Origin of the sequence: Pseudomonas sp. CBS (genome assembly GCF_024734645.1) — a bacterium.
Lineage (GTDB): Bacteria > Pseudomonadota > Gammaproteobacteria > Pseudomonadales > Pseudomonadaceae > Aquipseudomonas.
In genome coordinates this window covers 7,120,583-7,143,102 of the sequence record NZ_CP102929.1, presented here as the reverse complement: position 1 = coordinate 7,143,102, position 22,520 = coordinate 7,120,583, and the positions used below count along the sequence as shown (strand labels likewise).

The 22,520-nt window shown below is 61.4% G+C and carries 19 protein-coding genes; 4 read left to right on the top strand and 15 right to left on the bottom strand.

Annotated features, from left to right (window positions below; translation table 11 throughout):
- Window positions 1–300 precede the first annotated feature (300 nt).
- Both NVB75_RS32640 and NVB75_RS32635 read left to right on the top strand, forming a co-directional pair.
- Window positions 301–2,109, top strand: a complete 1,809-nt coding sequence (locus NVB75_RS32640; protein WP_076016283.1) for a monovalent cation:proton antiporter-2 (CPA2) family protein — start codon at window positions 301–303, stop codon at window positions 2,107–2,109.
- Window positions 2,110–2,181: 72 nt separating this feature from the next.
- A complete protein-coding gene (locus NVB75_RS32635; protein ID WP_177069037.1) occupies window positions 2,182–2,760 on the top strand; it encodes a hypothetical protein in 579 nt (192 codons plus the stop codon).
- A gap of 144 nt (window positions 2,761–2,904) precedes the next feature.
- Here the strand turns inward: NVB75_RS32635 and NVB75_RS32630 are convergent, their stop codons facing one another.
- From NVB75_RS32630 to NVB75_RS32615, 4 genes are all read right to left on the bottom strand, one after another.
- Window positions 2,905–3,624, bottom strand: coding sequence for an alpha/beta hydrolase (locus NVB75_RS32630; RefSeq protein WP_258345120.1), 720 nt, complete (start codon window positions 3,622–3,624; stop codon window positions 2,905–2,907).
- 12 nt (window positions 3,625–3,636) lie between these two features.
- On the bottom strand, window positions 3,637–4,392 hold the full coding sequence (cobF, locus tag NVB75_RS32625) for a precorrin-6A synthase (deacetylating) (RefSeq protein ID WP_003208076.1): 756 nt from the start codon (window positions 4,390–4,392) through the stop codon (window positions 3,637–3,639).
- A gap of 58 nt (window positions 4,393–4,450) precedes the next feature.
- Entirely contained in the window at window positions 4,451–5,014 is a 564-nt protein-coding gene (locus NVB75_RS32620; RefSeq protein WP_258345118.1) for a histidine phosphatase family protein, read from the bottom strand.
- A 92-nt stretch (window positions 5,015–5,106) separates the two neighbouring features.
- A complete protein-coding gene (locus tag NVB75_RS32615) occupies window positions 5,107–5,661 on the bottom strand; it encodes a DUF4865 family protein (RefSeq protein WP_258348822.1) in 555 nt (184 codons plus the stop codon).
- A gap of 92 nt (window positions 5,662–5,753) precedes the next feature.
- Here NVB75_RS32615 and NVB75_RS32610 point away from each other — a divergent pair, with 92 nt between their 5' ends.
- Window positions 5,754–6,620, top strand: a complete 867-nt coding sequence (locus NVB75_RS32610; RefSeq protein WP_258345116.1) for a LysR family transcriptional regulator — start codon at window positions 5,754–5,756, stop codon at window positions 6,618–6,620.
- Here NVB75_RS32610 and NVB75_RS32605 read toward each other — a convergent pair.
- Entirely contained in the window at window positions 6,598–8,691 is a 2,094-nt protein-coding gene (locus tag NVB75_RS32605) for an EAL domain-containing protein (protein ID WP_258345115.1), read from the bottom strand. The two genes, NVB75_RS32610 and NVB75_RS32605, sit on opposite strands and share 23 nt — an antisense overlap.
- A gap of 289 nt (window positions 8,692–8,980) precedes the next feature.
- On the opposite strand from NVB75_RS32605, the gene NVB75_RS32600 reads away from it, so the two are divergent.
- Entirely contained in the window at window positions 8,981–9,310 is a 330-nt protein-coding gene (locus NVB75_RS32600; protein ID WP_258345114.1) for a DUF6388 family protein, read from the top strand.
- Here the strand turns inward: NVB75_RS32600 and NVB75_RS32595 are convergent.
- The 10 genes from NVB75_RS32595 to tssH are packed head-to-tail and all read right to left on the bottom strand — an operon-like array spanning window position 9,286 to window position 22,509.
- Window positions 9,286–10,218, bottom strand: coding sequence for a serine/threonine-protein kinase (locus NVB75_RS32595; RefSeq protein ID WP_258345113.1), 933 nt, complete (start codon window positions 10,216–10,218; stop codon window positions 9,286–9,288). The genes NVB75_RS32600 and NVB75_RS32595 overlap by 25 nt on opposite strands.
- A complete protein-coding gene (locus NVB75_RS32590; protein ID WP_258345112.1) occupies window positions 10,215–10,943 on the bottom strand; it encodes a PP2C family serine/threonine-protein phosphatase in 729 nt (242 codons plus the stop codon). The genes NVB75_RS32595 and NVB75_RS32590 overlap by 4 nt, the downstream gene beginning before the upstream one ends.
- Window positions 10,940–14,350 carry a type VI secretion system membrane subunit TssM gene (tssM, locus tag NVB75_RS32585; RefSeq protein WP_258345111.1) on the bottom strand — a complete coding sequence of 1,137 codons (3,411 nt, stop codon included), beginning with the start codon at window positions 14,348–14,350 and terminating at the stop codon, window positions 10,940–10,942. Before tssM ends, NVB75_RS32590 begins: the two co-directional genes overlap by 4 nt.
- Window positions 14,351–14,365: 15 nt before the next feature.
- Window positions 14,366–15,226 carry a type IVB secretion system protein IcmH/DotU gene (gene icmH / locus NVB75_RS32580; RefSeq protein ID WP_258345110.1) on the bottom strand — a complete coding sequence of 287 codons (861 nt, stop codon included), beginning with the start codon at window positions 15,224–15,226 and terminating at the stop codon, window positions 14,366–14,368.
- A gap of 4 nt (window positions 15,227–15,230) precedes the next feature.
- Entirely contained in the window at window positions 15,231–16,559 is a 1,329-nt protein-coding gene (tssK, locus tag NVB75_RS32575) for a type VI secretion system baseplate subunit TssK (protein WP_258345109.1), read from the bottom strand.
- 1 nt (window position 16,560) lies between these two features.
- Entirely contained in the window at window positions 16,561–17,043 is a 483-nt protein-coding gene (gene tssJ / locus NVB75_RS32570; protein WP_258345108.1) for a type VI secretion system lipoprotein TssJ, read from the bottom strand.
- Between the two features lie 5 nt (window positions 17,044–17,048).
- A complete protein-coding gene (gene tagH, locus NVB75_RS32565) occupies window positions 17,049–18,230 on the bottom strand; it encodes a type VI secretion system-associated FHA domain protein TagH (RefSeq protein ID WP_258345106.1) in 1,182 nt (393 codons plus the stop codon).
- Between the two features lie 17 nt (window positions 18,231–18,247).
- On the bottom strand, window positions 18,248–18,379 hold the full coding sequence (locus NVB75_RS32560; protein ID WP_258345104.1) for a type VI secretion protein TagU: 132 nt from the start codon (window positions 18,377–18,379) through the stop codon (window positions 18,248–18,250).
- 33 nt (window positions 18,380–18,412) lie between these two features.
- Window positions 18,413–19,945: a sigma-54-dependent Fis family transcriptional regulator gene (locus NVB75_RS32555; protein ID WP_258345102.1), complete on the bottom strand. Its 1,533-nt coding sequence runs from the start codon at window positions 19,943–19,945 to the stop codon at window positions 18,413–18,415.
- Complete coding sequence (gene tssH / locus NVB75_RS32550; RefSeq protein ID WP_258348821.1) at window positions 19,945–22,509, bottom strand: type VI secretion system ATPase TssH; 2,565 nt, start codon at window positions 22,507–22,509, stop codon at window positions 19,945–19,947. Before tssH ends, NVB75_RS32555 begins: the two co-directional genes overlap by 1 nt.
- Window positions 22,510–22,520: the final 11 nt, after the last annotated feature.

Below are 22,520 nucleotides of genomic sequence, written 5' to 3'. Positions count from 1 at the left end.
GCGTAAAACTCATTGAAATAAATGGTATTAATACTTTAGCGAGTGCCGCGTAGGGCCTGGACGACATCCAATGAACGCGGAGCTGAACGCTCTGAGCCGCGCAAAAATTCAGATTTCATAATGTAAAAAAGCGCTCTAATAACGCCCTGTGTTACCCCTGTAGGAGCGAGCTTGCTCGCGAAAAGCGCTAAGGCTCCGCGTGTATTCAGCCAGTCAGCGTCATCGTTAACGATTTTCGCGAGCAAGCTCGCTCCTACAGTAAAACCTGTTGATTCAGCGAAACGATCCTGGAGTCCCCCAATGCCCCATGAAGGCAACCTGTTACAAGCGGCGGTTGTATTCCTGTTTGCCGCCGTACTGACCGTGCCCTTGGCCAAGCGCCTGCAGCTGGGCGCCGTCTTGGGTTATTTGCTGGCCGGCGTGATCATCGGCCCCTCGGTGCTGGGCCTGGTGGGCAACCCGCAAAGCGTCAGCCAGTTTTCCGAACTGGGGGTGGTGTTGCTGCTGTTCATCATTGGCCTGGAGCTGTCACCGAAGCGTCTGTGGGTGATGCGCAAGGCGGTGTTTGGCGTCGGCCTGGCGCAGGTGTTGCTGACAGGCACGGTGATCGGCGTGGTCGCGCTGTTTGCGTTTGGCCAGTCATGGAACAGCGCGATTGTGCTGGGCCTTGGCCTGGCGCTCTCCTCCACCGCGTTCGGCCTGCAAAGCCTGGCCGAGCGCAAGGAGCTTAACCAGCCCCACGGGCGCCTGGCCTTTGCGATCCTGTTGTTCCAGGACATCGCGGCCATCCCGCTGATCGCCATGGTGCCGCTGCTCGCCGGCAGCGATCACCCCGCCACCACCTCCCAAGGCCTGCAGCATGGCCTGGAAGTACTGGGCAGCATCGCCGTGGTGATCATCGGTGGGCGCTATCTGCTGCGGCCGGTGTTTCGCATCGTCGCCAAGACCGGGCTGCGGGAAGTCTCCACGGCCACCGCATTGCTGGTAGTGATCGGCACGGCATGGCTGATGGAGCTGGTGGGTGTGTCCATGGCCCTCGGCGCCTTCCTCGCCGGGTTGCTGTTGGCAGACTCCGAATACCGGCATGAGCTGGAATCGCAGATCGAACCGTTCAAGGGCCTGCTGCTGGGTCTGTTTTTTATCAGCGTGGGCATGGGCGCCAATATCAGCCTGTTGTTCAGTGCGCCGGTGATCGTGCTGGGCCTGACCCTGCTGCTGATCGCCATCAAATTGCCGCTGCTGTTTTGCGTGGGCCGACTGGCCGGTGACCTGAACCGTGAAAGCGCGCTGCGCCTGGGTGTGGTGCTGGCGGCCGGCGGTGAATTTGCCTTCGTGGTGTTCAAGATCGGCCGCGACCAGGGCCTGTTCGAACCGCACCTCTACGACATCCTGGTGCTGACCATCACCTTATCGATGGCCGTGACGCCGTTGCTGCTGTTGCTCTGCCCGAAACTGTTCAAGCCCAAGGTCAAGCCGGTGGAAGTGCCCGAGGAATACCGCGCCATCGAAAGCGATGCCCCCCGAGTGGTGATCGCAGGGATGGGCCGTATGGGGCAGATCGTGGCGCGGATCCTGCGGGCGCAAAACATCTCGTTTATCGCCCTCGACACCTCGGTGGAAACCATCGAACTGACCCGCAGTTTCGGCGGCATGCCGGTGTTCTACGGCGACCCGCAGCGCCCGGAAATCCTCCACGCGGCGAAAGTCGACCAGGCTGAATTCTTCGTGATCGCCATGGACGATCCCGAAATCAACATCAAGACCGCCGAGCTGGTGCGCAGCCTCTACCCGCACATGAAGATCATCGCCCGCGCCCGTAACCGCCAACACGTGCATCGCCTGGTGGACCTCGACGCATCACCGGTGCGCGAAACGTTTTACTCCAGCCTGGAAATGAGCCGCCGCACTCTGGTGGGCCTTGGCTTGACCCAAGCCCAGGCCGATGCGCGCATCAACCGTTTCAAAAACCACGACCTGCAACTGCTGGCCGCCCAGCACGCGGTGTATGACGACGCGGCCAAGGTGATGCAGTCGGCCCAGGAAGCCCGGACGGAATTGGCGCGGCTGTTTGAGATGGACCGGCTCGAGGAGGAGTCCGACAAGGTGTAAGGATGGAGACGAACGATCTTGCGAAAATTCTGACAGAATACGGCGCAATTTCGTTCATCCCTGGAGAGCTTCATGGCCACCCTCAGCAAGACCGCAGCCCTCTTGGCCCTCGCGCTGGCCGCCGGCTTCGGCGCCAGCCAAGTCCTCGCCGCCAGCAAGCCTGCGGCGCAGAAAACCGCCACCCAGACCATTTCCACCCTGGACGGCAAGTTCAGCTTCAACCTGCCCAAGTCCTACCTGGCCGACCCACTGCCGGCCGGTGATGCCGAACACGGCACGGCGGGCGCCAGCGGCACGATGTACAGCGACCAGGCCACCAAAAGCGTGATTTTTGTGGTTGAGAAACCGAGTGTCGCCGGCCTGATCAAGGACAACGACCCGCAGTTCCTCGACGGTGCCGTGGCGGACTTCGTCAAGGAACAAAGCGCGGCCCTGCCGGACTTCAAGAAAGGCGCCGAGAAGAAACTCACCGTCAAAGGCCTGGCCCTGCGCCAGGTCGACAGCACCGCGACCATGGGCGGTGGCAAGACGCTGAGTTCCACTTTCCTGACGGGCTCCGGCAGCCACCAATTGGTGGTGCAGGCCATTTCCCGGGCGGATGACGAGAAAGGCCATGCACTGTTGGTGAAACAGATTATTGGCGGTAAATAACCCGATTTACCTGACAATGAAAATCCAATGTGGGAGCGGGCTTGCTCGCGAAAGCGGTGTTTCAGTCAACACATGTATTAACTGACCCACCGCTTTCGCGAGCAAGCCCGCTCCCACATTTTGACCTCGTCCACATCGACGGACTCAGCGCAGGCTCTTCTCCAGCCACTGCTTCAAGTCCAGCAACTCCGCCTCACCCACGGTATGAATCATCCCCGGGTAACCGTGGAATTCCGGCGTGAGGCCAAGCCCCTGCAACACCTCGTTGGCCCGCGTTGCCGAGTAGTAGGGCAACGCCTGGTCCAACGTCCCGTGACCGATGAAAATCGCCAGCTTGCCCAGTTGCGCGTCCGGTTTGAGCTCAGCCTTGAGTACCGGCAGCAGGCTGCCGCTCAACGCCGCGATCCCGCGCAAGGTTTCGGGATGCCTTAACCCGACTTCGTACGACATGATCGCGCCCTGGCTGAACCCCACCAGAAACACTCGCTCACTTTGGGTGTGGTACTTGGTGGTGGCCTTTGCGACGAAGTCTTCGATCAGCTTGGCGCTGCTCTGCAAATCAGCGGTCTCGCCATCAAAATCGCCATCGCCCGGCTTCTTGCGAAACCAGCGATAACCACCGCCTTCCACCGGCATCGGTGCCCGTGCAGACAGGTAGGTCCAGGTCGACGGCAAGCGGTCCTTGAGCCCGAACAAGTCGGCCTCGTCACTGCCATAACCATGCAGGAAGATCACCAGCGGCTCGTTGCGTGCGTCGCTCTGAGTCTGTTCCAGGTAAGGCAGGGGCAAGTCCGTGTGCAATTCGTCTTCGGCATGGGCAGCGCTGGCGAACAGCGCCATTGTCAGGGCGATCAGTTTGAGCATGGGCATCAACCTTCAGGGTTTGCGCAATAAATAGGTATCCATGATCCAGCCATTGGCCTGGCGCGCCGCCTTGCGCACACGTTCAATCTCTTCGGCCACCTCGGCCACCTTGCCGCTGATCAGGATTTCGTCCGGTGTGCCCAGGTAGGCGCCCCAGTAGATATCCAGGTCCTGGTCGGCCACGGTGCGATAGGAATCTTCGGCGTCGAGCATGACAACCAGGGTGTCGGCATCACTCGCCTGCCCCGCCGCCAACCGGCGCCCGGTGGTGATTTCAATGGAGCGGCCAATCCGGTTCAACGGCACTTTATGCTGGGCCGCCAAGGCCTGGACGCTGGTGATCCCGGGGATCACTTCAAACTCGAACTCGCAGCTGCCGCTGGCCAGAATCGCCTGCAGGATACGGATGGTGCTGTCGTACAGCGCCGGGTCGCCCCAGGCCAGGAATGCACCGACTTCGCCGTCGGCCATTTCTTCATTGATCATCCGCTCGAAGGTCTGCTGCTTGTCGCGGTTCAGATCCTTTACGGCGGTGGTGTAATCGATATCGCCACGCACCCGCTCGGGGCAATCGGCCTCGACAAAGCGGTAAGCGTGATCGGTGATGTAGGTCTCGCAGATTTCCCGGCGCAGGTCGATCAGCTTGTCCTTGCTCTGGCCCTTGTCCATCAGGAAAAACACGTCGGTGCGGTTGAGCGCCTTGACCGCCTGCATCGTGATGTAGTCGGGGTTACCGGCGCCAATGCCGATGATCAGGATGCGTTTCATGGGAAAGTCTTCATGGGTGTTCTCGGTGCGGGGAGCGGATTTTGCCATGTTCGGGGCGTCAGGCGTGAGTTTCCAGGCGCAGGCGCCAATGGCCGTTGAACCGCAGCTCAGTGGATGACAGCGGCTCCACGTCGATCAGGTTGAACATCGAGGGCGCGGATTGCATGACGTGCAGCAGCGCCGCGCGGATAACGAACGGGTGAGTCACCGCCAGCACATGCCCCGGCGTTTGCTCGAGGGACTGCAACCACTGCCCGACCCGCTCACACAACTGCACCACCGATTCGCCGCCGTGGGGTGCCGAGGCGCTGTCGGTCAACCAGGCCTGGAGCGCTTCGGGTTCGGCCTGTTGAACCTCATCGATCGCCAGCCCATTCCAGCGGCCGAAATCACAATCGCGCAGGGCTGTTTCAACTGAAGCATCGGCGGCAAACAGGGTCGCTGTCTGCCGGGTTCGCGCCTCCGGGCCGCACAACACAAGGGGCGCACGCTTGAAACGCTGCGCCTGGGACAACGCCGTCTGCTGCCAGTCCATCTCCACCGACTCATCCAGCGCAAAGCGTGCGCGTTTCTGGGCGCGGGTGCTGGCGTGGGAAATCAGGGTCAACCGGGTGGCCTGCATGACAAATCGCTCTGGCGAAGATAGTTCAATATCTTACAACGATCCGCACACAGGAAGCCGGTCGCCGCCGTCAGATCGGCGGCGACCGGCATTCACACTCCGGGCCGCGCCAGGTAGAACACTTCGTAGCCATTGCCCGGGTGGTTCACATCCAGCGCCTTGCCCGACAAGGTAATCCGCACCAGCTTCCACGCCTGTACATCCAGCGCCAGAAACACCGCAAAGTTATCGCTGGTGTCTGCAATCTGCTGATTGCGGGCTTTTTCGGTTGCCAGGATTTGCCCACGGTCCGCACTTGGCTCCAGCGCCCACTCTTCCCGGTACAGGCTCAAGGCGTTTTGCGCCGGACCTCGCTGCACATCCAGCGGTAACCAGGACTCAATGTGCGGCCGGCCAAAACTGTCGAGGACCTTCTGAAAACGCTCGCCGAGTAGAAAGTCTGCGGCCTGCAAAGGATCCGACCACAGATAAACCGACGAATACAGGTTACCCACCCCCGGTCCCTGCCCCCGTTCCTGAGCGATAAACGCCTTGAACAACAAACCCTCGGTGTGATCCCACTGCGGCCCCAACCGGGCGGCGCGCTCGCGGATGACACCCATGTCGTAATCAGCTGGCAAGCGGTGTGAATACTGTTTGGCAAACATCATGGCGCTCCTGTTCAGATGAGTGTCCAGCTTGTGTCGGGCCCATGATTTCAGCAAGATATCATCCGATATAGGTGTGATAAGGAACTGAAATGACCGAAGCACTCAAGCCGCTGGATATCGACACCGTGCACGCCTTTGTACTGGTGGCCGACTTCGCCAGTTTCACCCGCGCAGCCCAGGCCCTGGACACCTCACAGGCGGCCATCAGCCTCAAGCTCAAGCGCCTGGAAGAGCGCCTCGGTTACCGTCTGCTGGTGCGCACGCCACGGCATGTGCGGCTGTCGCCCCAGGGTGAACAGTTCATTGTCGCCGCCCGCGCGCTGCTCAATGCCCACGAACGGGCGTTGGGTGACATGGGCAATGGGGCACCACGAAGGCTGGTGATCGGCATCAGCGACCATGTGGCCGGGCCCGACCTGCCACTGTGGCTCAGCCGCCTGGCAGCGTATGACCCATTGGTGATTCTGGAGGTGCGGATTGCCTCGTCCCGGGACCTGGTCGCAGCGTTTGACCGCAACGAACTGGACGCGGTGATCGTGCGCAACGAAGGCGATCGCCAGGACGGTGAGGTATTGGTAGTGGAGCGCTTTGGCTGGTTCGCCGCGCCGACCTGGCAACACACGCCCGGCACGCCGTTGCGCATGGCAACCATGGCCTCGCCCTGCGGCGTGCGACACCTGGCGGTGCGGGCGCTGAATGAGGCGCGGATTGACTGGACCGAAGTGTTCGTCGGCGGCGGCGTGATGGCCGTCGGTGCGGCCGTCAGCGCCGGCTTGGGCGTAGCGGCGCTGGCTCGGCGGGTTGCTCCGGCGGGCGCTGTGGACGTGAGTGAACAGTACGGATTACCGGCGTTGCCTGTCAGTGAAATCGTACTGCATAGCCGGATCAGTGATGGCCGCTCCCGTGAGACATTACGGGCCTTGAGTGCAACCTTCAGAGGGGTTCTGGAGCGTTAGGTTGCATCTGGGCATAACGCCCGCGCACGAACCGCTCCAGTTCATCTCCCGGCAGCGCCTTGCTGAAATACCAGCCCTGGATAATCAACTCCGAGCCCGACTGCAAAAACGCCAGCTGCTCGGCGGTCTCCACGCCCTCGACCACCACCCCGAGGTTCAACGCCTCACAAAACCTCAGCATACCGGTCAGCACCTGGGCGCCCTTGGGATCATGTTGGGCCACCACGAAACTGCGATCGATCTTGATGAAATCCACCGGAAACTGATGCAGATAACTCAGCGCCGAAAACCCGGTGCCGAAATCGTCGATGTACACCTTGGCGCCAATCGCCTGCAGTTTCTCGATCATCTGCCGGGTGCCCTTGATATCCCCCACCAACGCATCCTCGGTGATCTCCACCGACACCTGCCCATGGGCCTGGGCCAGGATCTCCACCAGCCGGTCACCATAGGCCGGGGTGGTCAGTGTGGCGCTGGAGATATTGATTGTCATCGGCAACCTGAAACCGACCTTCAGCCACTTCTGGTACTGGCGCACCGCCTGGGACGCCACCCACACATCCACATCGGGCATCAACCTGGCATTGGCCAGCCATTGCAGGAACTCCCAGGGCGAATGCACCGTGCCCTCGGCATCCCGTGCGCGCATCAACGCTTCGCAACCGGTGCATAGCCCGGTCAGGGTAGAAATCTGCGGTTGGAATTCAAGGTAAAACTCATAGTCGCTGATCTGCTGGATATGGCTCAACTCGCTGACCTGGCGCGCCTGGGCCTTGTGGGAAGCCATTACCGGGTCCAGCTCCAGCAAGCGGCCCTTTTCTTCCAGGCCGCGAAAGGTCATGTCCAGCGACTTCAAATACACCGTGCCGCCTTCCGTGGCCTGGCGATTGATCGCCCGCACATAGGGTGCATAAATCAGCACGCCAACCCCCAGCAACACCACCTGCAGCACCACCGCCGCGAGGTCGCCGTGAGTGCTCAAATAGGCGTTTAGCAATACCGGCGCGGTAAACGGCACACTCACCACCGCAGGCGACACCCAGCCAATCTGCACCACCATCAGCGCCAGCATCGCGTTAAATGCCGGCACCACCAGAAAGGGAATGAACAGGCGCGGGTTAAGGATGATCGGCAAGCCAAACAACAAAACCTCACTGACATTGAACAACGACAGCGGCAGGCTGGCCATCGCCACCAATCGCATGGACCGGCTCTTGGAAAACAGCAGGATCGCCAGCAACAGGCACAATGCACCACCCGAGCCGCCGATAAACGCGAAGCTGCCCAGCAAGCCGCCGTTCAGTAGATATTTGACCGGTTGGCCCGCCGCCAGCGCCGCGTTATTGAGCGCGACCGCCTGATCCAGCACATCAAATAACGGCTGCATGGCGTAAACACCATGGATCCCGAAAAACCACAGCAGCGAATTCATCAGGGTCACGAACAGGCCGCTGCCATAGGGCGTTTCCAGTGCATCGAGCACCTGCGGCCCCTGAAGCTGCGCCACCTGCGGAATCTGCAACAGCAACGACAGCAGGAGCACCAGCCCGAGCGCGGTGATCGCACCCGGCACCACCATATTGAGGGTGCCCTTGAGGTTGTGCCCCACCAGGTCTTCGTTGATCAACCGGGTCCAGCGCCGCCGATGCAGCCAGGCGATGGCGGGCACATTGATCAACGGTGAGGCGATGGCGATGAATAAAACGAAGGTCGCCGAAGCGCGGGGAAAATCCCGCAGCACAAACGTGGCGATCACCACATGGGCCAGGCACAGGAACGCCACCGGCAGCTGCGGCAGGCGGTGCTGGATCGCAAGCATGTAACCGATGGAGGCGGCCACCAGCAGCGGGATCACCGAGCTGATCTGGTTGTGCAGCCCCGCGAGCAAGGCCACCACCTGAGGGTCGAAACCCAGCACACGAGCGCATTCAGACAGGATCAGGAACCCGGCCGACACCAGCAGGCATGGCAGGATCCACAACAACCCCTCACGTATGGCCCGCAACGACTCGGTGCTGGCCAAGGCCGCCAGCCGCTGGGTGAAGAAAAGCTTGAACAGCGTTTGCCCCATCACCTGTCCCTCTGTACATCGCCCTCGGTCCCTGATGCCAGGGTCGCAACATAACACCTGGCTGTAGCCTTTATCGCCGGGTTAACGCTACACGTCCTGCTACCGGGAGCGAAAGACTTTTGCTGCCACTGGCGCAATTATTCAGAATCAGCGTAGGGGCCTGATGCTTGTCGATTGGCTCGGGTTGGCCCATCCTTCGGCGCCCTTGTTGTCGTAAAAAGCGACGTTCCCTCATGGCCTGCGCACTGCCGGGTCTGACCAGTCGTCTCTCTTACCGTGGAGTAAACCTTTGTCCCAACCCGGCGAAAACCACCAGCTAGCCCTGGACCGATTCCTGAACGAACACCCGGCCCTGGCCGCAGAACTGGATACGTTGAACCCCCTGGCAGCCCAGGCCAAGGGGGAAACCATGGAGCAGTACCGCGCCGAACGCCTGCATGAAGCCTTCGAGGCAGAAGCCGAGCGACAGGGCCTGTTTGCGTGGGAGCTGACGCTGAAACTGACGGCGCATTCATCCGCGGAATTCGAGGCCCAGCGCCTTGAAGTGCACAAGGAAGTGGCGCAGATGGCGGGCCTGAGCTGGGCGGAATATTCTCAGTTGCATGACTTGCCCCAATAGAACCAGCGGCTAACACACTGGCGGGGATCGCTGAGCGCTTCATGCAGTTCTTCAGGGGTGATCACCCTGCGCTGTGGGTCGACCGCCAACGCCGTGCGTAACGCTCGCCAGCAATGGCGAGGCAGTTGCCTGGGGCGCACCGGTCTGTCACTGGAGTGGCGCCGGCCTTGGGCCAATTCGTAAAGGACACAGGCCACTGCATACAGATCGGCACTGGCCGACAGGGCTGCGCCGGCCAGCAACTCCGGCGCGGCGTATGCTGGCGTCCAAGCGTTGAAACGACTGCGACTCAAGCCTGGCGGCCCCGCCGAGTCCGGTCCACAAGCCTGACCCAGACCGAAATCAAACAAGCGCAGCCCGCCCTCTCCTACCATCACATTGCCGGGCTTCACGTCACCGTGCAGCACGCCCTGCTGATGGCTATGGCGCAACGCATCGAGCAATTGCACGGCGATGCCTTGCCACTCTGGCCACGGCAAGCCACCGGGGCGCTCCAGCAGCAGCCGATCCAGGGTCATGCCCTGAAGCAGTTCCATGGTGAAGAAAGCGATCTGACAGGGAGCGTCCACTTCAAACGAAAACGCCCGCACCACCTGCGCATGTCGCAGGCTGCGCGTCAGGGCAAACTCGCTGTAGAGCAGCACGTGGGCGTCTGCACACTCACGAATGGCTTCACCCAGCACCTTGATGGCCACACTGGAGCGCGACTCACCAAACTGTTCGTGCAGCAGATCCCGGGCGCGGTAGACCACACCCATGCCGCCAGCGCCCAGCACTCGTTCGATCAGGTACCGCCCGGCCAGCAATGCAGGTATCCCGTCGCGCTGTGGATTGCCCTGCGCCCGGGCAAAAGCGAAGTGGGTCAACGGGCGACTGGGCGCAACCTCAAGCCCAGGATTATCGTTCATGACTGCACCACCACAGCGGTCAGGTTGTCGCGGGCGGCACCGCGCAATACGCCTGCGAACAGTTGGTCCAGAATCCGCTGAGGATTTCCCAGGCTCAGCGCCTGCCCCAACTCGCCATGGCTGAGCGCCTGATACAGGCCATCACTGCACAGCAGAAAGACATCCCCTGACAACGTCCCGAGTTCCAATACCTGCGGCCTCAAGGGTTCCCGCGAGCCGATGGCACGGGTCAGCGCCCGCGCATCGGGGTGCGCCCTGGCCCGCTCCAGGCTCACCCGCTGGTCAATCAACTGCTCGAACAGCGAATGATCTCGCGACAGCTGGTACAACGTCTGCGCTCGCCACAGATAACAACGACTGTCACCCGCCCAGACACAGGCAGCGCGATCGCCCTGAAGCAGCAACGCCACGACCGTGCTCCCCATGGTGCGATCACCACCCTGGGCGCTGACCGTCAACTCTTCACCCAACCGCCGATTGAGCCATTGCAGGCAACGGCGGGTCGCCTCGACCCGTTCGTCGAGGCTCCCCCGGCCTGGCAATAACGCCAGGCTATCAACCACCAGTTGGCTGGCGACATCCCCTGCCTGATGCCCGCCCATCCCGTCTGCCACGGCCCAGCAACCCCGCCGGGGACAATCGAGAAAGGCATCCTCGTTGCGCGACCTGAGCTTGCCACGGTCCGTACGGCCGGCGCTGCGCCAGCGATCCTGACCTCGGTTCACAGTTGCTCCGGAAGGCGAAAGGTACGCCACTGCGCGATCTGAAACGGATTGGGCGCGCGCCGGCTGGTCAGCAGGTAGTTGGCGCGCAAGCCTGCCAGGTCAGCCTTGAGAATCAGGACATCTTGCCCGCTGGAAGGCTCGCTCTGCATCAGGTCAAACAAGCGGAACAGGGACCAGGCCCCGGTATTTTTTTCGAGCCCCAACGCCCGCTCGCTGCCCCGTTCCAGCACCAGGCTGCTGCGACCATTTTCAGCCTCGGCTGGCCACTGCATCGCCATCGGGACAATCGGCCCGTGCCGGTACTCCATCTGCTGGCCGCCCAGACGCAAGACCGCGCGACTTACCGAAGGGTCCAAACTGTAGGGCGCGACGGTGAAACGAACCTGCAAGCCACCCGGTTCATCCGCAAAAAAACCGCGCCTGATCACCTGTGCCTTCGCCTGCTGGTCGAGGAACGCCCGGGACATCGGCAAGCTGCGCCCATCCAGGCTGCGCAGCCTGTAGCGACCGGCATCGGCGCTGACAAAAGGCTTTAGATAGCTGTCAAAAAATCGCGCCATTATCCCTCCCGGTTTGAAGAACTCCTGAAAATCATCGAGGGAGACGTCGCTGCTGGCGTGGGCATTGAACGGATAACGTTGCTTGATCGCCTTGGCGTAAACACCATATACCTCACTCTGATAACGCTGGTTCACATGGCGATAGGCTTGGTCGAGCAGGCGGCGCCAATGCTCGTCGGCCAGGCTTTCGAACCAACCCGCCAGCGGCAACGGCAAACGGGCGGCAACGTTACGCAGGTGACTCAGTGCGTCCTGCTGGCCCTGGGTCCGACGCTTTGCCATATCGAAGGCGACCGGCTCGGGCGAACCTTCGCGATTCAAGGTCGCCAATTGCAGGTGCAAGTCATTGAGTGCCTGCAGCGCCTGGGTCAACTCGGTACCTGGGTTCTCGTGGCTGTCCAGCAACTGGTGCAAGGGCTCGAAGCGGCGTTGCATGGCGCGCCGTGCCATGTCGGGCAATGTGTCGGCCAATCCGCCCCGGACGTCGACGACTGCAGTCTGCGCAACCTGCAACAGCTCTGTCCCAGGGACTGGCAGTTTGGCTGCCAACTCATCCAGGCGCTCGTTGACCGATGGCAAGCGCGTGTTGTCACGAACCTGTTGTAACAGCTGCACCAATGGAGACTGGGCTGACGTGAGGCTGGCGAGTTGCTCGGCGCCCTGCCTGGGATTGTCAATCTCGCGCAGGCGAATCCGTCCAATCGCCTCGCTCCAAGCCTCGGCATACTCGCTGAAGTAGCGTTGCTCAAGCTCCATCATCAACCGCCGCAAGTCCATCGCACTCAGATCGGCCCCCTCACCCAACACCCAGTTGTCCTGGACGATGGTGTTCACCAGACGCGCGCCCTGGGACTCGAAATACCGCAGGTACTTGCGTGTATAAAAACCCGGAATGGGCTGGTCGCCACCGTCAAACACCAGCCCGTGTGCAAGGTGCAACGGCTCAAGGCCGCGGGCCTGCTCACGCAGCACGCGGTGCACCACATCGACCAGTGATTCGCCCCGCAACACGTGGCGCGCGTGGGCCACCAATTCGGAGTCGAGCGGGTGTACGAACGGCTGTTCAAGCAAGCGCGCGAAGTGTTCATTCAAACGACGCTGCACGGAGGGCTGACCAGCAAAACGCACAGACCAGTGCCCCGCCACCCGCTCGCGCAGCCAGCCGATGTCTCGACGCTCCCGCAGGTTGAGCATCAGGTACGCCCGGAGGTTGTCCAACAGCCGCTCGCGATCCTCCAGGCTACTGCGAACCTGTTCTTGCAACATCTCGCCGACCTGGGACAGCAGCAGTTGACCCAAGGCGTGCTCATAGGCCTGTTCCAGCACCGGGCGGCTGATGGTGCCTTGATACAAACCAGCTCGTTCAACCAGTCTGGCTTCGCCTTGCACAGGGAAAACCCGTGTGGCCGCCAGGCGGCTATCGAGCAGCGGCAGAAGGGCCAGGGTAGCGTCCGATCCGGGCTGTACGGGCACGGCCCGTCGCGCCAGATCCTGAAGTTGCTCCAGGCGTTGGTGATTGAACGAGTAGCTATGGGTCCAAAGCAGGCCCGCCGCGCCGACGACCACTAACGCGCTCAAGGCAAGCAAACCCTGGCGCCAGCGGATTCGACGCTGCTCCTCGCCATCGAGGCCTGCCAGATCGGCCTGTGCCAGAATCACCCGACTGAACAAGCCCTGGATAAAGTGCGGGCGAAGTTCAAGTGGCTGCGGGCCACCGTCCGCACTCGTCAAGTAGAAACCACGAAAGCCGTTGCTGTGCTGATAGCGCGGGCCGCAGAACGCAACGTCGATGTACAGGCTCAGACGCTCGCCAATCCGGGCCGCCTGATGGGGAAAGTCGAGCATCCGGCCGCGCAGGTCGCTGTTGCGCTCCTGATGCAGGCGCTGCACCAGTTCACCGCTCAAGCGCTGAAGCAGCGCTTCAAACGCCTGGCGTACCTGACCAGCATCAATACCGTCTTTTCCGGGCGCGACATATTCACCAAGCACCGCATCGCTGCCCTCTCCCAGCGGGCGGTCGAAGAACTCCGCAAACCCCTGCAGCCGGTCGGCCTGGGTCACCACCAGATAGATCGGCACCTCCACATGCAACGTCTGCCGGATCTCGAGCAGCCGACTCTGAACGGCCCGCGCATCATTCTCCAGATCACGCTCATTGCCATGGAGCAACGTCTCCATCGACAGCGCCACCACCACACCATTGAGTGGGCCGGTTCGGCGCCGTGCCTTGAGCAGGCCCAGCAGTGTTGACCAGCCCGCGCCATCCACCTGGCTGTCTGGCTGGGTGACGTAGCGACCAGCCGTGTCGAGTAACACCCCGTCTTCGGCGAAATGCCATTCACAGTCGCGTGTGCTGCCGCTCGCCTTCGCCATCGGCTCGCCCTGATCCTTGAGCAACTGCAATCCACTGGCCGCCAACATCCGGGACTTGCCACTGTCCTCTTTGCCGATCAGCAGATACCACGGCAATGCATTGCGCCAACGCGGGCTGCGTTCGCCATAAATCCTGGAGTTTTTCAGGGTGTGCAGAGCGTCCTTGAATCGACCGCGCAGGTGCCGCTGCTCGTTTTCAACCAGCCCTTTGCGTGGGTGCGGCTCAGCACCGTCGACGGACACTGGCCGGGCCATGCGGCGCCAATTGGCGTAGACCATCGCCAGCCCCCACACCAAAAACAGGCCGCTGATCGTCAGCAAGCGCGCCGCCGCTGCTTGCCAGAATCGATAGTCATCGACGGCCAATAATGGCCCGAAGAACCACACGACCATCGCGACCGCGAGCACCAGTAACAGGCTCCAAACCCAAACTCTGCCCAGCACGGTGCCCGCGCTCCTGAAGAATGCGTTCATGTGTTGCTCCCTGCGTTAGAGGGGCGTCCGGGTAATATCCGGCGCCACGAATTGATACGGTTGCAGCACGGTCTCGCGCTGCTGGCCCAGTACCCAGGCAAACCCCGCATACAGGGTCAACAGGCTGGCGACGACAAACACCGCAACCCAGGCGGCCGGCACGACCCTCAGCCGTTTCTGGCGCCGTTGCTCCGGCCTGGGCGGCGGTGTGCACGCCGCAGGGGAATCGCCCCGCACATGCCGGATCTGCCGATACAGCGCGTCCCGAACCTGCTCAAGCTGCAACAACCCACGTTCCATCACCCGGTACTTGCCTTCGAACCCGAGTGACAGGCACAGGTACATCAGTTCCAGCATCGACAGGTGCTTGATGGGATCCCTCGACATGCGCTCAAGCAGCTGGAAAAACTTCTCGCCGCCGAAGGTTTCGTTGTGAAAGCTGCTCAGCAGGCTCATCTTCGACCAATCGCTCTGGCTGCCCCATGAGGTGGTGACCACGGCTTCGTCGATCACACTGCACAGCACATAGCGCGCCGCCATCACCTCACTGCTCTGCGCTCCGTCGTGCCGGGCCCGCGTCTCGAACAGCGTGACCGCGGCTGACAGCCGTTCGTTGAGCGCGCGCAGGCTTTCCTGAGCGCTGCTGCCCTTAAGCCGGACCACCTCGGACAACAACGCCCACGCAGGTGCTACCAGGGTATTCAAGCCAACGTTGAAGTGCTCCGCGCCCTGCAAGCGGGCGGCGTAAATCATCCGGTCTTCCAATTGTTCGAAACGCGGCGGCGATGCGAAGTCGGTTATCGGCCCCTGCGCCGGCCCACGCCCCTGTCGATCGAGCAGGACGGTTTTTTCATCCTGCGGGTATTCCCTGTCCATGGTCTCAGTTCCTGATGGCCCAGAATTTCAGTTCCAGCTCGGCAAATTCGCCGCTGACGTGGAAGGCAAAACCTCCCGACTGTTTCAACTGCTCGATGTCCCGGGCACCGAGTTCGAGCATGAAATAGGTTTTTGCGGCATGAAACGGTATCTGCCGGGGAGCCACCGGCAGCGGCTTGACCTTGATGCCTGCCAGATGCAGGTTGACCAACTCGCGAATCCGCTCCACAGGCCCAATCTTGAGGTGCGCTGGAAGCCGATGGCGCAGCTCCTCGGCGTCACAATGGGCGCTGGCGGCCAGAATGAAGGTCGCGGAACCCAACAGGTTGGGATCGCTTACCGGGCACACCAATACCCCGTACTGGCGAGGCTGCAGCGCCAGCTCAATGGCATGCTGTTCAAGCACCATCGACAGCAGGCGGCGAATCGGCTCCATCAACCCACGAAAGCTGGCGCTCTGGTCACTGTGCCGGTAATGCCCCTCGAAGTGCGCACGCTTGCTGTCGCTGGCAAACGTCGCGAGCTCACCCAGGATCGACAGCAATGTTCGATACAGCGCTTCAGGGCTGACCTGACTCAGGCCCAGGTAGTGACGCAAGACCAGTTCGGTGCGGTTGATCAGTTGCAGCATCAGGAAGTCACCGACCTCCGCGCCGGCAGCGGTGCCATTGGCGCGGATCCGCTCGGCAATGGCATCCCCCCGGCAAGCAAGCAGGCTGATCACCTCCTTGAGGCATGACAGCAGGTAACTGGAGCCCTGAAGGTGAATGAAGGTCGGGCTAAAATCGGCATCCAGGCTGACACCCTCCTCGGTGCAACTGAGCACTTGGGCAATCTTGAGCTTCACGTAGTGCTGGTCGCTGACTTGCTCTCCCAGCAGCAGGCGAAAATCCAGCTGTCCGCAATTTATCTGACGACAGGAATCTTCCCCGGCGTTGGAGTCGCTGACGTCTACCGAGAGGGTCTTGTAGCGCGCCAGTACATCGACCTGCTCGGGTCGACGGGCCTCAACGCAGTGACTTGTGGCCAGCGGCAAGGCCAGGTAAATCGCCTGCTTTCCGGTATTCACCGGAACCTCCAGCACCAGCGATTCCATGGCCCCGCCCAGTTCGAACAGGCTGCCATCCGGCAATATGCCGCTGGCCTGACTGACAACCACCTTGCCCATGTTGAGGTATTGCACATCGATTTCCAGTGCCAGGAAGCCCCAGCCGTGGGGGCACAACAACTGAGTGCGGCGCTTGAGTTGCTGGTCGTGGTAACGATCGTTTTGCTGAAAATGCTGAGGGCGCAACAACATGCCTTCCTGCCAGATGACTTTTTGGCTGCGCATGTCAGTCGCCCGCCTTGGCAGGTTGCGGGTTCACCAACCGAATCCCTGCCTGATCCAGGACCAGTTCGGCGCGCGTCAATCGCTGCGCAGTCACCGGCAACACATAACGCCATTGCGAGTGAGGTAAATCACGGTAGGCCGCCAGCACACCGACATAGCGACTGCCTGGCTCGAGGCTGAGCTTGAGCGTGGAGTGATCGCCCGGTCGCAACTCCAACTCTTCGAGATTCACCAGGTCTTTGGGCAAGGTGTGTTCTGCATGGCCGTAAAGGCTGAAAAAGTCCGCATTCTCGAAAGCCACGGGGTGCCGCAGCTCCATCAGGTGCACCACGATCGGCGATGGGCGGCCATGGAGATCGGGGTTGACCCGCTCGCTGGCGGCCAGTGTCAGGTCCAGCTTGGTCAGCTTCGAAAAGGGCGACAGAGAGCAACCACTAAGCAACGCCATTACAGCGCACAACAATGCAACGGTGACTCGGGACATGAAGATCATCCTGGATAACGGTGAAGGGTTGAGATCAGACGAATCTGCTCCTCGTAGGCCTTGCTGAAGTCGCTGCCCAGCAGGCCCTCGCTCAAGTGCTCGTCCTTGATCAGCGCCTGGTAGTGGCGCTGATACGCACGCCAGCGCCCGCCACACCGGGGAATCAACGGAGGCTTCGCCTGACGTTCGAAACACAGGAGCAACTGACCCGGTGCAAAGGCTGCCAACGTTCCGCGTACCGCCGCGCGGCAGGCCACCAGCAAAGCCACCTGGTGGGCCTGCATGTCGCGGTAGGCGCGTGTGACGAACATCTCGGCAGACACCTGCCCCAGCTGCCCGGCCCCCAATAGCAATCCCAAGGCCGTGCTGGCGTCGGCGCTGTCTTTAAGCGGATCGGGACTCTGGAGCGAGATCTGGGTCAGTGGGAGTTTCAACTCGTGTTTGAGCTCGTTGCGGGTACTCAGGCTCTGTTGCAACCCTTGCGTCATTTGCCTGAGCAACGCCGCCGCCTTGATCGCCAGAACCTCTCTTCCCGGCTCATCGAGGGTGTCCAGGTCGATACCCAGAGCTTGCGCAAATGCTGACCAAAATGGCGCTGAACCTTGACTTGGAAGTGGCGGTGGCGGAATCGGGTCAACCCTGGGGGCAGGCTCCACAAGTTCGGGAACCGTCAGATGATTCCTGTCCGCCGCTGCGTGGTCCGTCCACTGCAATGCCTCGTGGTTGGCCAAGGTCAGGGCGGCCAACTCTTGCGACGCGTCCTGAAGCTGCAGTTCGCTGGCCAGTGTGCGCACCGGATCCAGCTCCAGAAATGCATCATCGGGAATCAGCGTGTGTAATCCGTCCGGACCCGGCACCGTCGACGGGCTGACCAGTCGCGCACGAATATTCAACGGCCCTAGCTGAAATACCGTACCGTCCTCTATCGGATACTCCTGCCCCTCCCGCAGACGATCGCCGCTGCCTGCCAGGCGGGTTCCGTTACTGCTGATGTCCGCCAGGAAATACCGGCCGTCGCGATAACTGACCACGGCGTGGCGACTGGAAACCTGGCGACTGGCATCCGGGAGGGTCCAGTCACAACCGGCCCCACGACCTATGACGCCGCCAACACCTTTAAAGGTTTTGCACAGGCCCGGCACTGACCCTCCTTGCCCTGCGGGGCATACCTCAAACACGAGTTGCATGTGAAACTCCCCCGCGCTCACTGGCCACGACCGATGGACCGCGGGTCACCCAGCGGGCGGTAGTCGCCGTCGTCAAAGACATGGTTGGTGTTACAGCCACTCAGCACAAACAACACAAGCACCAGGGCTTGCCACTGACTAACAGGCATCAGATATCTCCCGGAATTTGAGGGGCGCGCCATTCAGCACTCCCCCTTGACGTCGCCAAAGGGAATGTCCAGACGTGCAAGACGGTACTGCAGCGTTCGCCGCGCGAGTCCCAGCTCACGGGCCGTGCGTGTTCGATTGCCACGGTTTTTGCGCAGGCAGTCGATCAGCACAACCCGTTCGACCCGCTCCATGCGCTGGCGTAGCGTCGCGTCAACAGCCGGTGCAGTCAGGCTTGACGACAGCGACAAGTGCGGGGGCAGGATGACTTCGTCGTCGCATAGCAGCACCGCCCGCTCCACCATGCATTTGAGTTCGCGCACATTGCCGGGGAAGCTATGGCTCGACAGATGATCCAGCGCCGCACTCGACCAGCCCACCGGCGCCCGCCCCAGCATTGCGCAGGCCTTGTCGGCGAAATGCCGTGCCAGTTGCAACACATCACCGTCCCGTTGGCGTAGCGCCGGCAACTCGATGGGAAACTGCGCCAACCGGTAATAAAGATCTTCGCGGAAGCTGCCTTCGGCCACCATGCTGGTGAGGTCCCGGTGAGTCGCCGCGAGGATCCGTACATCGACCTTGTGGGCCGTATTGGCACCCAGCGGGCGAATTTCGCCTTCCTGTAGCACCCGCAGTAATTTGGCTTGCAGTGACAGCGGCATGTCACCGATTTCGTCGAGCAGCAGCGTGCCGCCATGGGCGGTATCAAACAGACCGGCGTAGTCTCTTTCGGCCCCGGTGAACGCGCCTTTGCGGTAACCGAACAGTTCACTTTCGAGCAAGCCTTCGGGAAACGCAGCGCAGTTTTGCACCACAAATGCCTTGTTGCTGCGCGGCCCGGCAGCATGAATGGCCCGTGCGACCACTTCTTTACCCGTGCCGGTCTCGCCCCGGAGCAATACGGTGTAGGGGCTATGCACCACCTTGCCGATCAGGCGGCACGTCTCGTCCATCGCGGTGCTGTTTCCTATCAAGCCATAAGCGCTGGCACCCGGGGTGCTGCGAGCCACTTTCAACGCACTTGGAGCCCGGCGCATTCGACGCAACATGGCCAACTGACTCACGGCAAAACGGCCCAATTGGCCCAGTGAGGTGCCGTAGCCCGCCAGTTCTGTCCTGTACTGGCTGGCACACAACAACATTGCGCATACCTGCTGATGCTGCCCAAGCAGCGGCACGCACAGCAGTGATTGCCAGGGTGATGCGACTGCCGGCAGAAACCCTGTGTCATACAGGCTGCTACGCAGCTCAGTGAGGCTGAGTACACGGCTCTGTTCCAGAACGTATTGCAACAGTTGCTCGTTCTTGAAGTCCGCACCCGGGTTCGCGACGTCACCGGGCGGCAACACACCCGGCAGGTACTGGGCAACCAGATCCAGGCGGCCGGTGGTTTGATCGAGCAGGTACAACTGGCTCAGTTCACACCCGCTCAACTGTGCGGCGCCTGCTGCAAAGTCCTCGGCCAATGTCGATTCGTCGCTATCGATACCTAATCGGGTAAACCATCCCAGCAAGGCATCGGCGTAATCCAGCGGGTTTGGCAACTGAGTAAACAGATTGTCCGCCATCAGCTGAACTCGCAGAGGAGAGTGCTGTTGGAATCAAGGCTGACATGGACACACTGCAGAGACTTGCCAACGGCCATAGCGTCCAGCAGTTGATCCACCACCTGCGGCAGCAGATTTGCCTCGATCCATTGATCGACAAACCGCGCACCACTCTCACCGTGGCTACAGCGCTCGGCCATGTGTTCGACCAGTTCCTCTGCGTGACTGAAGGCCAGCTTGCGCTGAAGCAGGCGCGTCCCCAGGCGCTGAAGTTTGTTCTCGATCAGTTGGTGCAGCACCACGCCCGCTATCGGGTAGTACGGGACCACGCGCATACGGGCCAGCAATGCCGGTTTGAAATGAGCAGTCAGCACCGGCCGAATAGCGGCGTGCAGCACCTCGACATCCGGTCGCTGTCCGTCGGCGCACAGCTCAGTGATACGTTGGCCGCCCAGATTGGAAGTCATCAGGATCAGGGTGTTGCGAAAATCGATTTCACGCCCTTCGCCGTCATTGGCTATGCCTTTGTCGAACACTTGGTAAAACAGGTTCAAGACATCCGGGTCGGCCTTCTCGACCTCGTCGAGCAGCACCACCGAGTAGGGCTTCTGTCGCACAGCCTCCGTCAGTACGCCGCCCTCTCCATAGCCGACGTAGCCGGGCGGTGCTCCGATCAATCGGGACAGGGAATGTTTCTCCTGGTACTCAGACATATTGATCGTGGTGACAAACCGCTCACCGCCGTATAACAAGTCAGCCAGGGCGTGGGCCGTTTCTGTCTTGCCAACGCCGCTGGGGCCCACCAACAGGAATACACCTAAGGGAGCATTCGGCCGGTTCACACCGGCCGCGACGGCGCGCAGACAGCGATCCAGAACCTGCACGGCGCACTCCTGACCGAGAATGCGGCGGCGTAAATCCTCGGCAAAGGTCAAGACCTTCGCGCTGTGTTCACGGGCCAGTTGCTCCAGCGGAATACCGGTCCAGGCATTGACCACCTGCGCCACCAACCGTGGGCACACTTCAAAGCTGGCCAGGCGCTGTTCGTGTTGTATCGCCTGCAACGCTTGATGGTTTTCGGCAAGCAGCCGTTCAAGGGCTTCAATGTTTTCGCCGCTGTTACGGGCTTCGACCCTTTGCTGACGTAGCGAGATCACCTTCTCCGCCAGGTCGCGTTGGTGGGTCCAGCGTTGCTCAAGCTCTGACTGTGCGGCCTCTACTTCTTCCAGTCTCTGTGTGAGTTGCTGCAATGCCGGTTCATCGATGACCAACCCCGCGTCGGCGTCCCGGCGCACAGCGAGCTGCTGACGCATTCCCTCGGCCAGCTCGGCGCGCAACCGTTGCAGTTCATCCGGAGCCGCGACCAGACTGACGCGCACCCGGGCACACGCGGTGTCCAATACGTCCACGGCCTTGTCAGGCAACTGGCGGCCCGCCAGATAGCGAGCACTCAGGTGTGCGGCGGCGACCACCGCATCATCGCGCACGTAGACGCCGTGACTGGCCTCATACACCGGGGCCAACCCACGTAAAATCGTCACCGCCTCCTCTACTGTCGGCTCGCGCACCAGCACCGGCTGGAAACGCCGCGCCAACGCAGAGTCTTTCTCGAAGTATTGCTTGTACTCCGACCAGGTCGTGGCGGCGATGGTACGCAATTCACCGCGTGCAAGAGCCGGCTTGAGCAGGTTCGCAGCATCGGAGCTGCCGGCCTGGCCGCCTGCGCCTACCAGGGTGTGGGCCTCGTCGATAAACAGGATGATCGGTTGCAGCGAGACGTTGACCTCGTCGATCAGGCCCTTCAGGCGCCGTTCAAACTCACCCTTGATGCTGGCACCGGCTTGCAGCAAGCCCATATCCAGGGTCAGCAGACGTACGTCCCTGAGCACCTCTGGCACTTGCGCGCTCACGATTTTCAGGGCCAGACCCTCGACTATCGCGGTTTTTCCGACTCCCGCCTCGCCCACCAGAATCGGGTTGTTTTTGCGCCGCCGCGCAAGGGTATCGATCATTTGCCGGATTTCGTTATCGCGACAGAGTACGGGGTCGAGTTTTCCGTCACGAGCCTGGCGAGTCAGGTCATGGGTAAAGCGCTCCAGTAATGAACTGCCCCCTTCAGATGGAGGCGTCCGAGGGTTTTCGCTCAAGAGAAACCCGAGCACGCGCTGTGCATCAAGCTTGCTCAACACCGCCTGATAACGGCTGCCCGCGTGCTGCAACGGATTGCGCAACAAGGCGAGCAACAAGGCACCGTGTTCCACTTCGCTTCGCCCCAGCTCCAGATGGGCGACCAGTAACGCCTGTTGCAACCATTGCACCAAAGCGGGTGAAAACACCGGATTACGCGAGGCGCTCCGGTCGGTCCGGGGTTGCAGCACCGCATGCAGTTCGCCGACATCCACACCCGCATCCTGCAGCGCACGCATCAGTACACCCTCGGGATACTCCAGGAACGTCAACAGCAGGTCCTCCACCAAGACCTCGCTGCCGCCGCGCGTGACACACCGTTCGGCGCAGCGCTCCAAGTCGCACCGCGTGGGTGCGGTCAATGCCTGGATAAGTTGTTGCAGGTCCACATTCATCATATTCATCAATC

What these genes read in the sequence shown, in the direction of transcription:
- tssM (WP_258345111.1), bottom strand. Translation starts at nt 14,350, where the DNA reads ATGAACGCATTCTTCAGGAGCGCGGGCACCGTGCTGGGCAGAGTTTGG.
- NVB75_RS32640 (WP_076016283.1), top strand. Translation starts at nt 301, where the DNA reads ATGCCCCATGAAGGCAACCTGTTACAAGCGGCGGTTGTATTCCTGTTT.
- cobF (WP_003208076.1), bottom strand. Translation starts at nt 4,392, where the DNA reads ATGAAACGCATCCTGATCATCGGCATTGGCGCCGGTAACCCCGACTAC.
- NVB75_RS32635 (WP_177069037.1), top strand. Translation starts at nt 2,182, where the DNA reads ATGGCCACCCTCAGCAAGACCGCAGCCCTCTTGGCCCTCGCGCTGGCC.
- NVB75_RS32630 (WP_258345120.1), bottom strand. Translation starts at nt 3,624, where the DNA reads ATGCTCAAACTGATCGCCCTGACAATGGCGCTGTTCGCCAGCGCTGCC.
- NVB75_RS32610 (WP_258345116.1), top strand. Translation starts at nt 5,754, where the DNA reads ATGACCGAAGCACTCAAGCCGCTGGATATCGACACCGTGCACGCCTTT.
- tssJ (WP_258345108.1), bottom strand. Translation starts at nt 17,043, where the DNA reads ATGTCCCGAGTCACCGTTGCATTGTTGTGCGCTGTAATGGCGTTGCTT.
- tssH (WP_258348821.1), bottom strand. Translation starts at nt 22,509, where the DNA reads ATGATGAATGTGGACCTGCAACAACTTATCCAGGCATTGACCGCACCC.
- icmH (WP_258345110.1), bottom strand. Translation starts at nt 15,226, where the DNA reads ATGGACAGGGAATACCCGCAGGATGAAAAAACCGTCCTGCTCGATCGA.
- NVB75_RS32595 (WP_258345113.1), bottom strand. Translation starts at nt 10,218, where the DNA reads ATGAACGATAATCCTGGGCTTGAGGTTGCGCCCAGTCGCCCGTTGACC.
- NVB75_RS32555 (WP_258345102.1), bottom strand. Translation starts at nt 19,945, where the DNA reads ATGGCGGACAATCTGTTTACTCAGTTGCCAAACCCGCTGGATTACGCC.
- tssK (WP_258345109.1), bottom strand. Translation starts at nt 16,559, where the DNA reads ATGCGCAGCCAAAAAGTCATCTGGCAGGAAGGCATGTTGTTGCGCCCT.
- NVB75_RS32615 (WP_258348822.1), bottom strand. Translation starts at nt 5,661, where the DNA reads ATGTTTGCCAAACAGTATTCACACCGCTTGCCAGCTGATTACGACATG.
- NVB75_RS32620 (WP_258345118.1), bottom strand. Translation starts at nt 5,014, where the DNA reads ATGCAGGCCACCCGGTTGACCCTGATTTCCCACGCCAGCACCCGCGCC.
- tagH (WP_258345106.1), bottom strand. Translation starts at nt 18,230, where the DNA reads ATGCAACTCGTGTTTGAGGTATGCCCCGCAGGGCAAGGAGGGTCAGTG.
- NVB75_RS32605 (WP_258345115.1), bottom strand. Translation starts at nt 8,691, where the DNA reads ATGGGGCAAACGCTGTTCAAGCTTTTCTTCACCCAGCGGCTGGCGGCC.
- NVB75_RS32560 (WP_258345104.1), bottom strand. Translation starts at nt 18,379, where the DNA reads ATGCCTGTTAGTCAGTGGCAAGCCCTGGTGCTTGTGTTGTTTGTGCTG.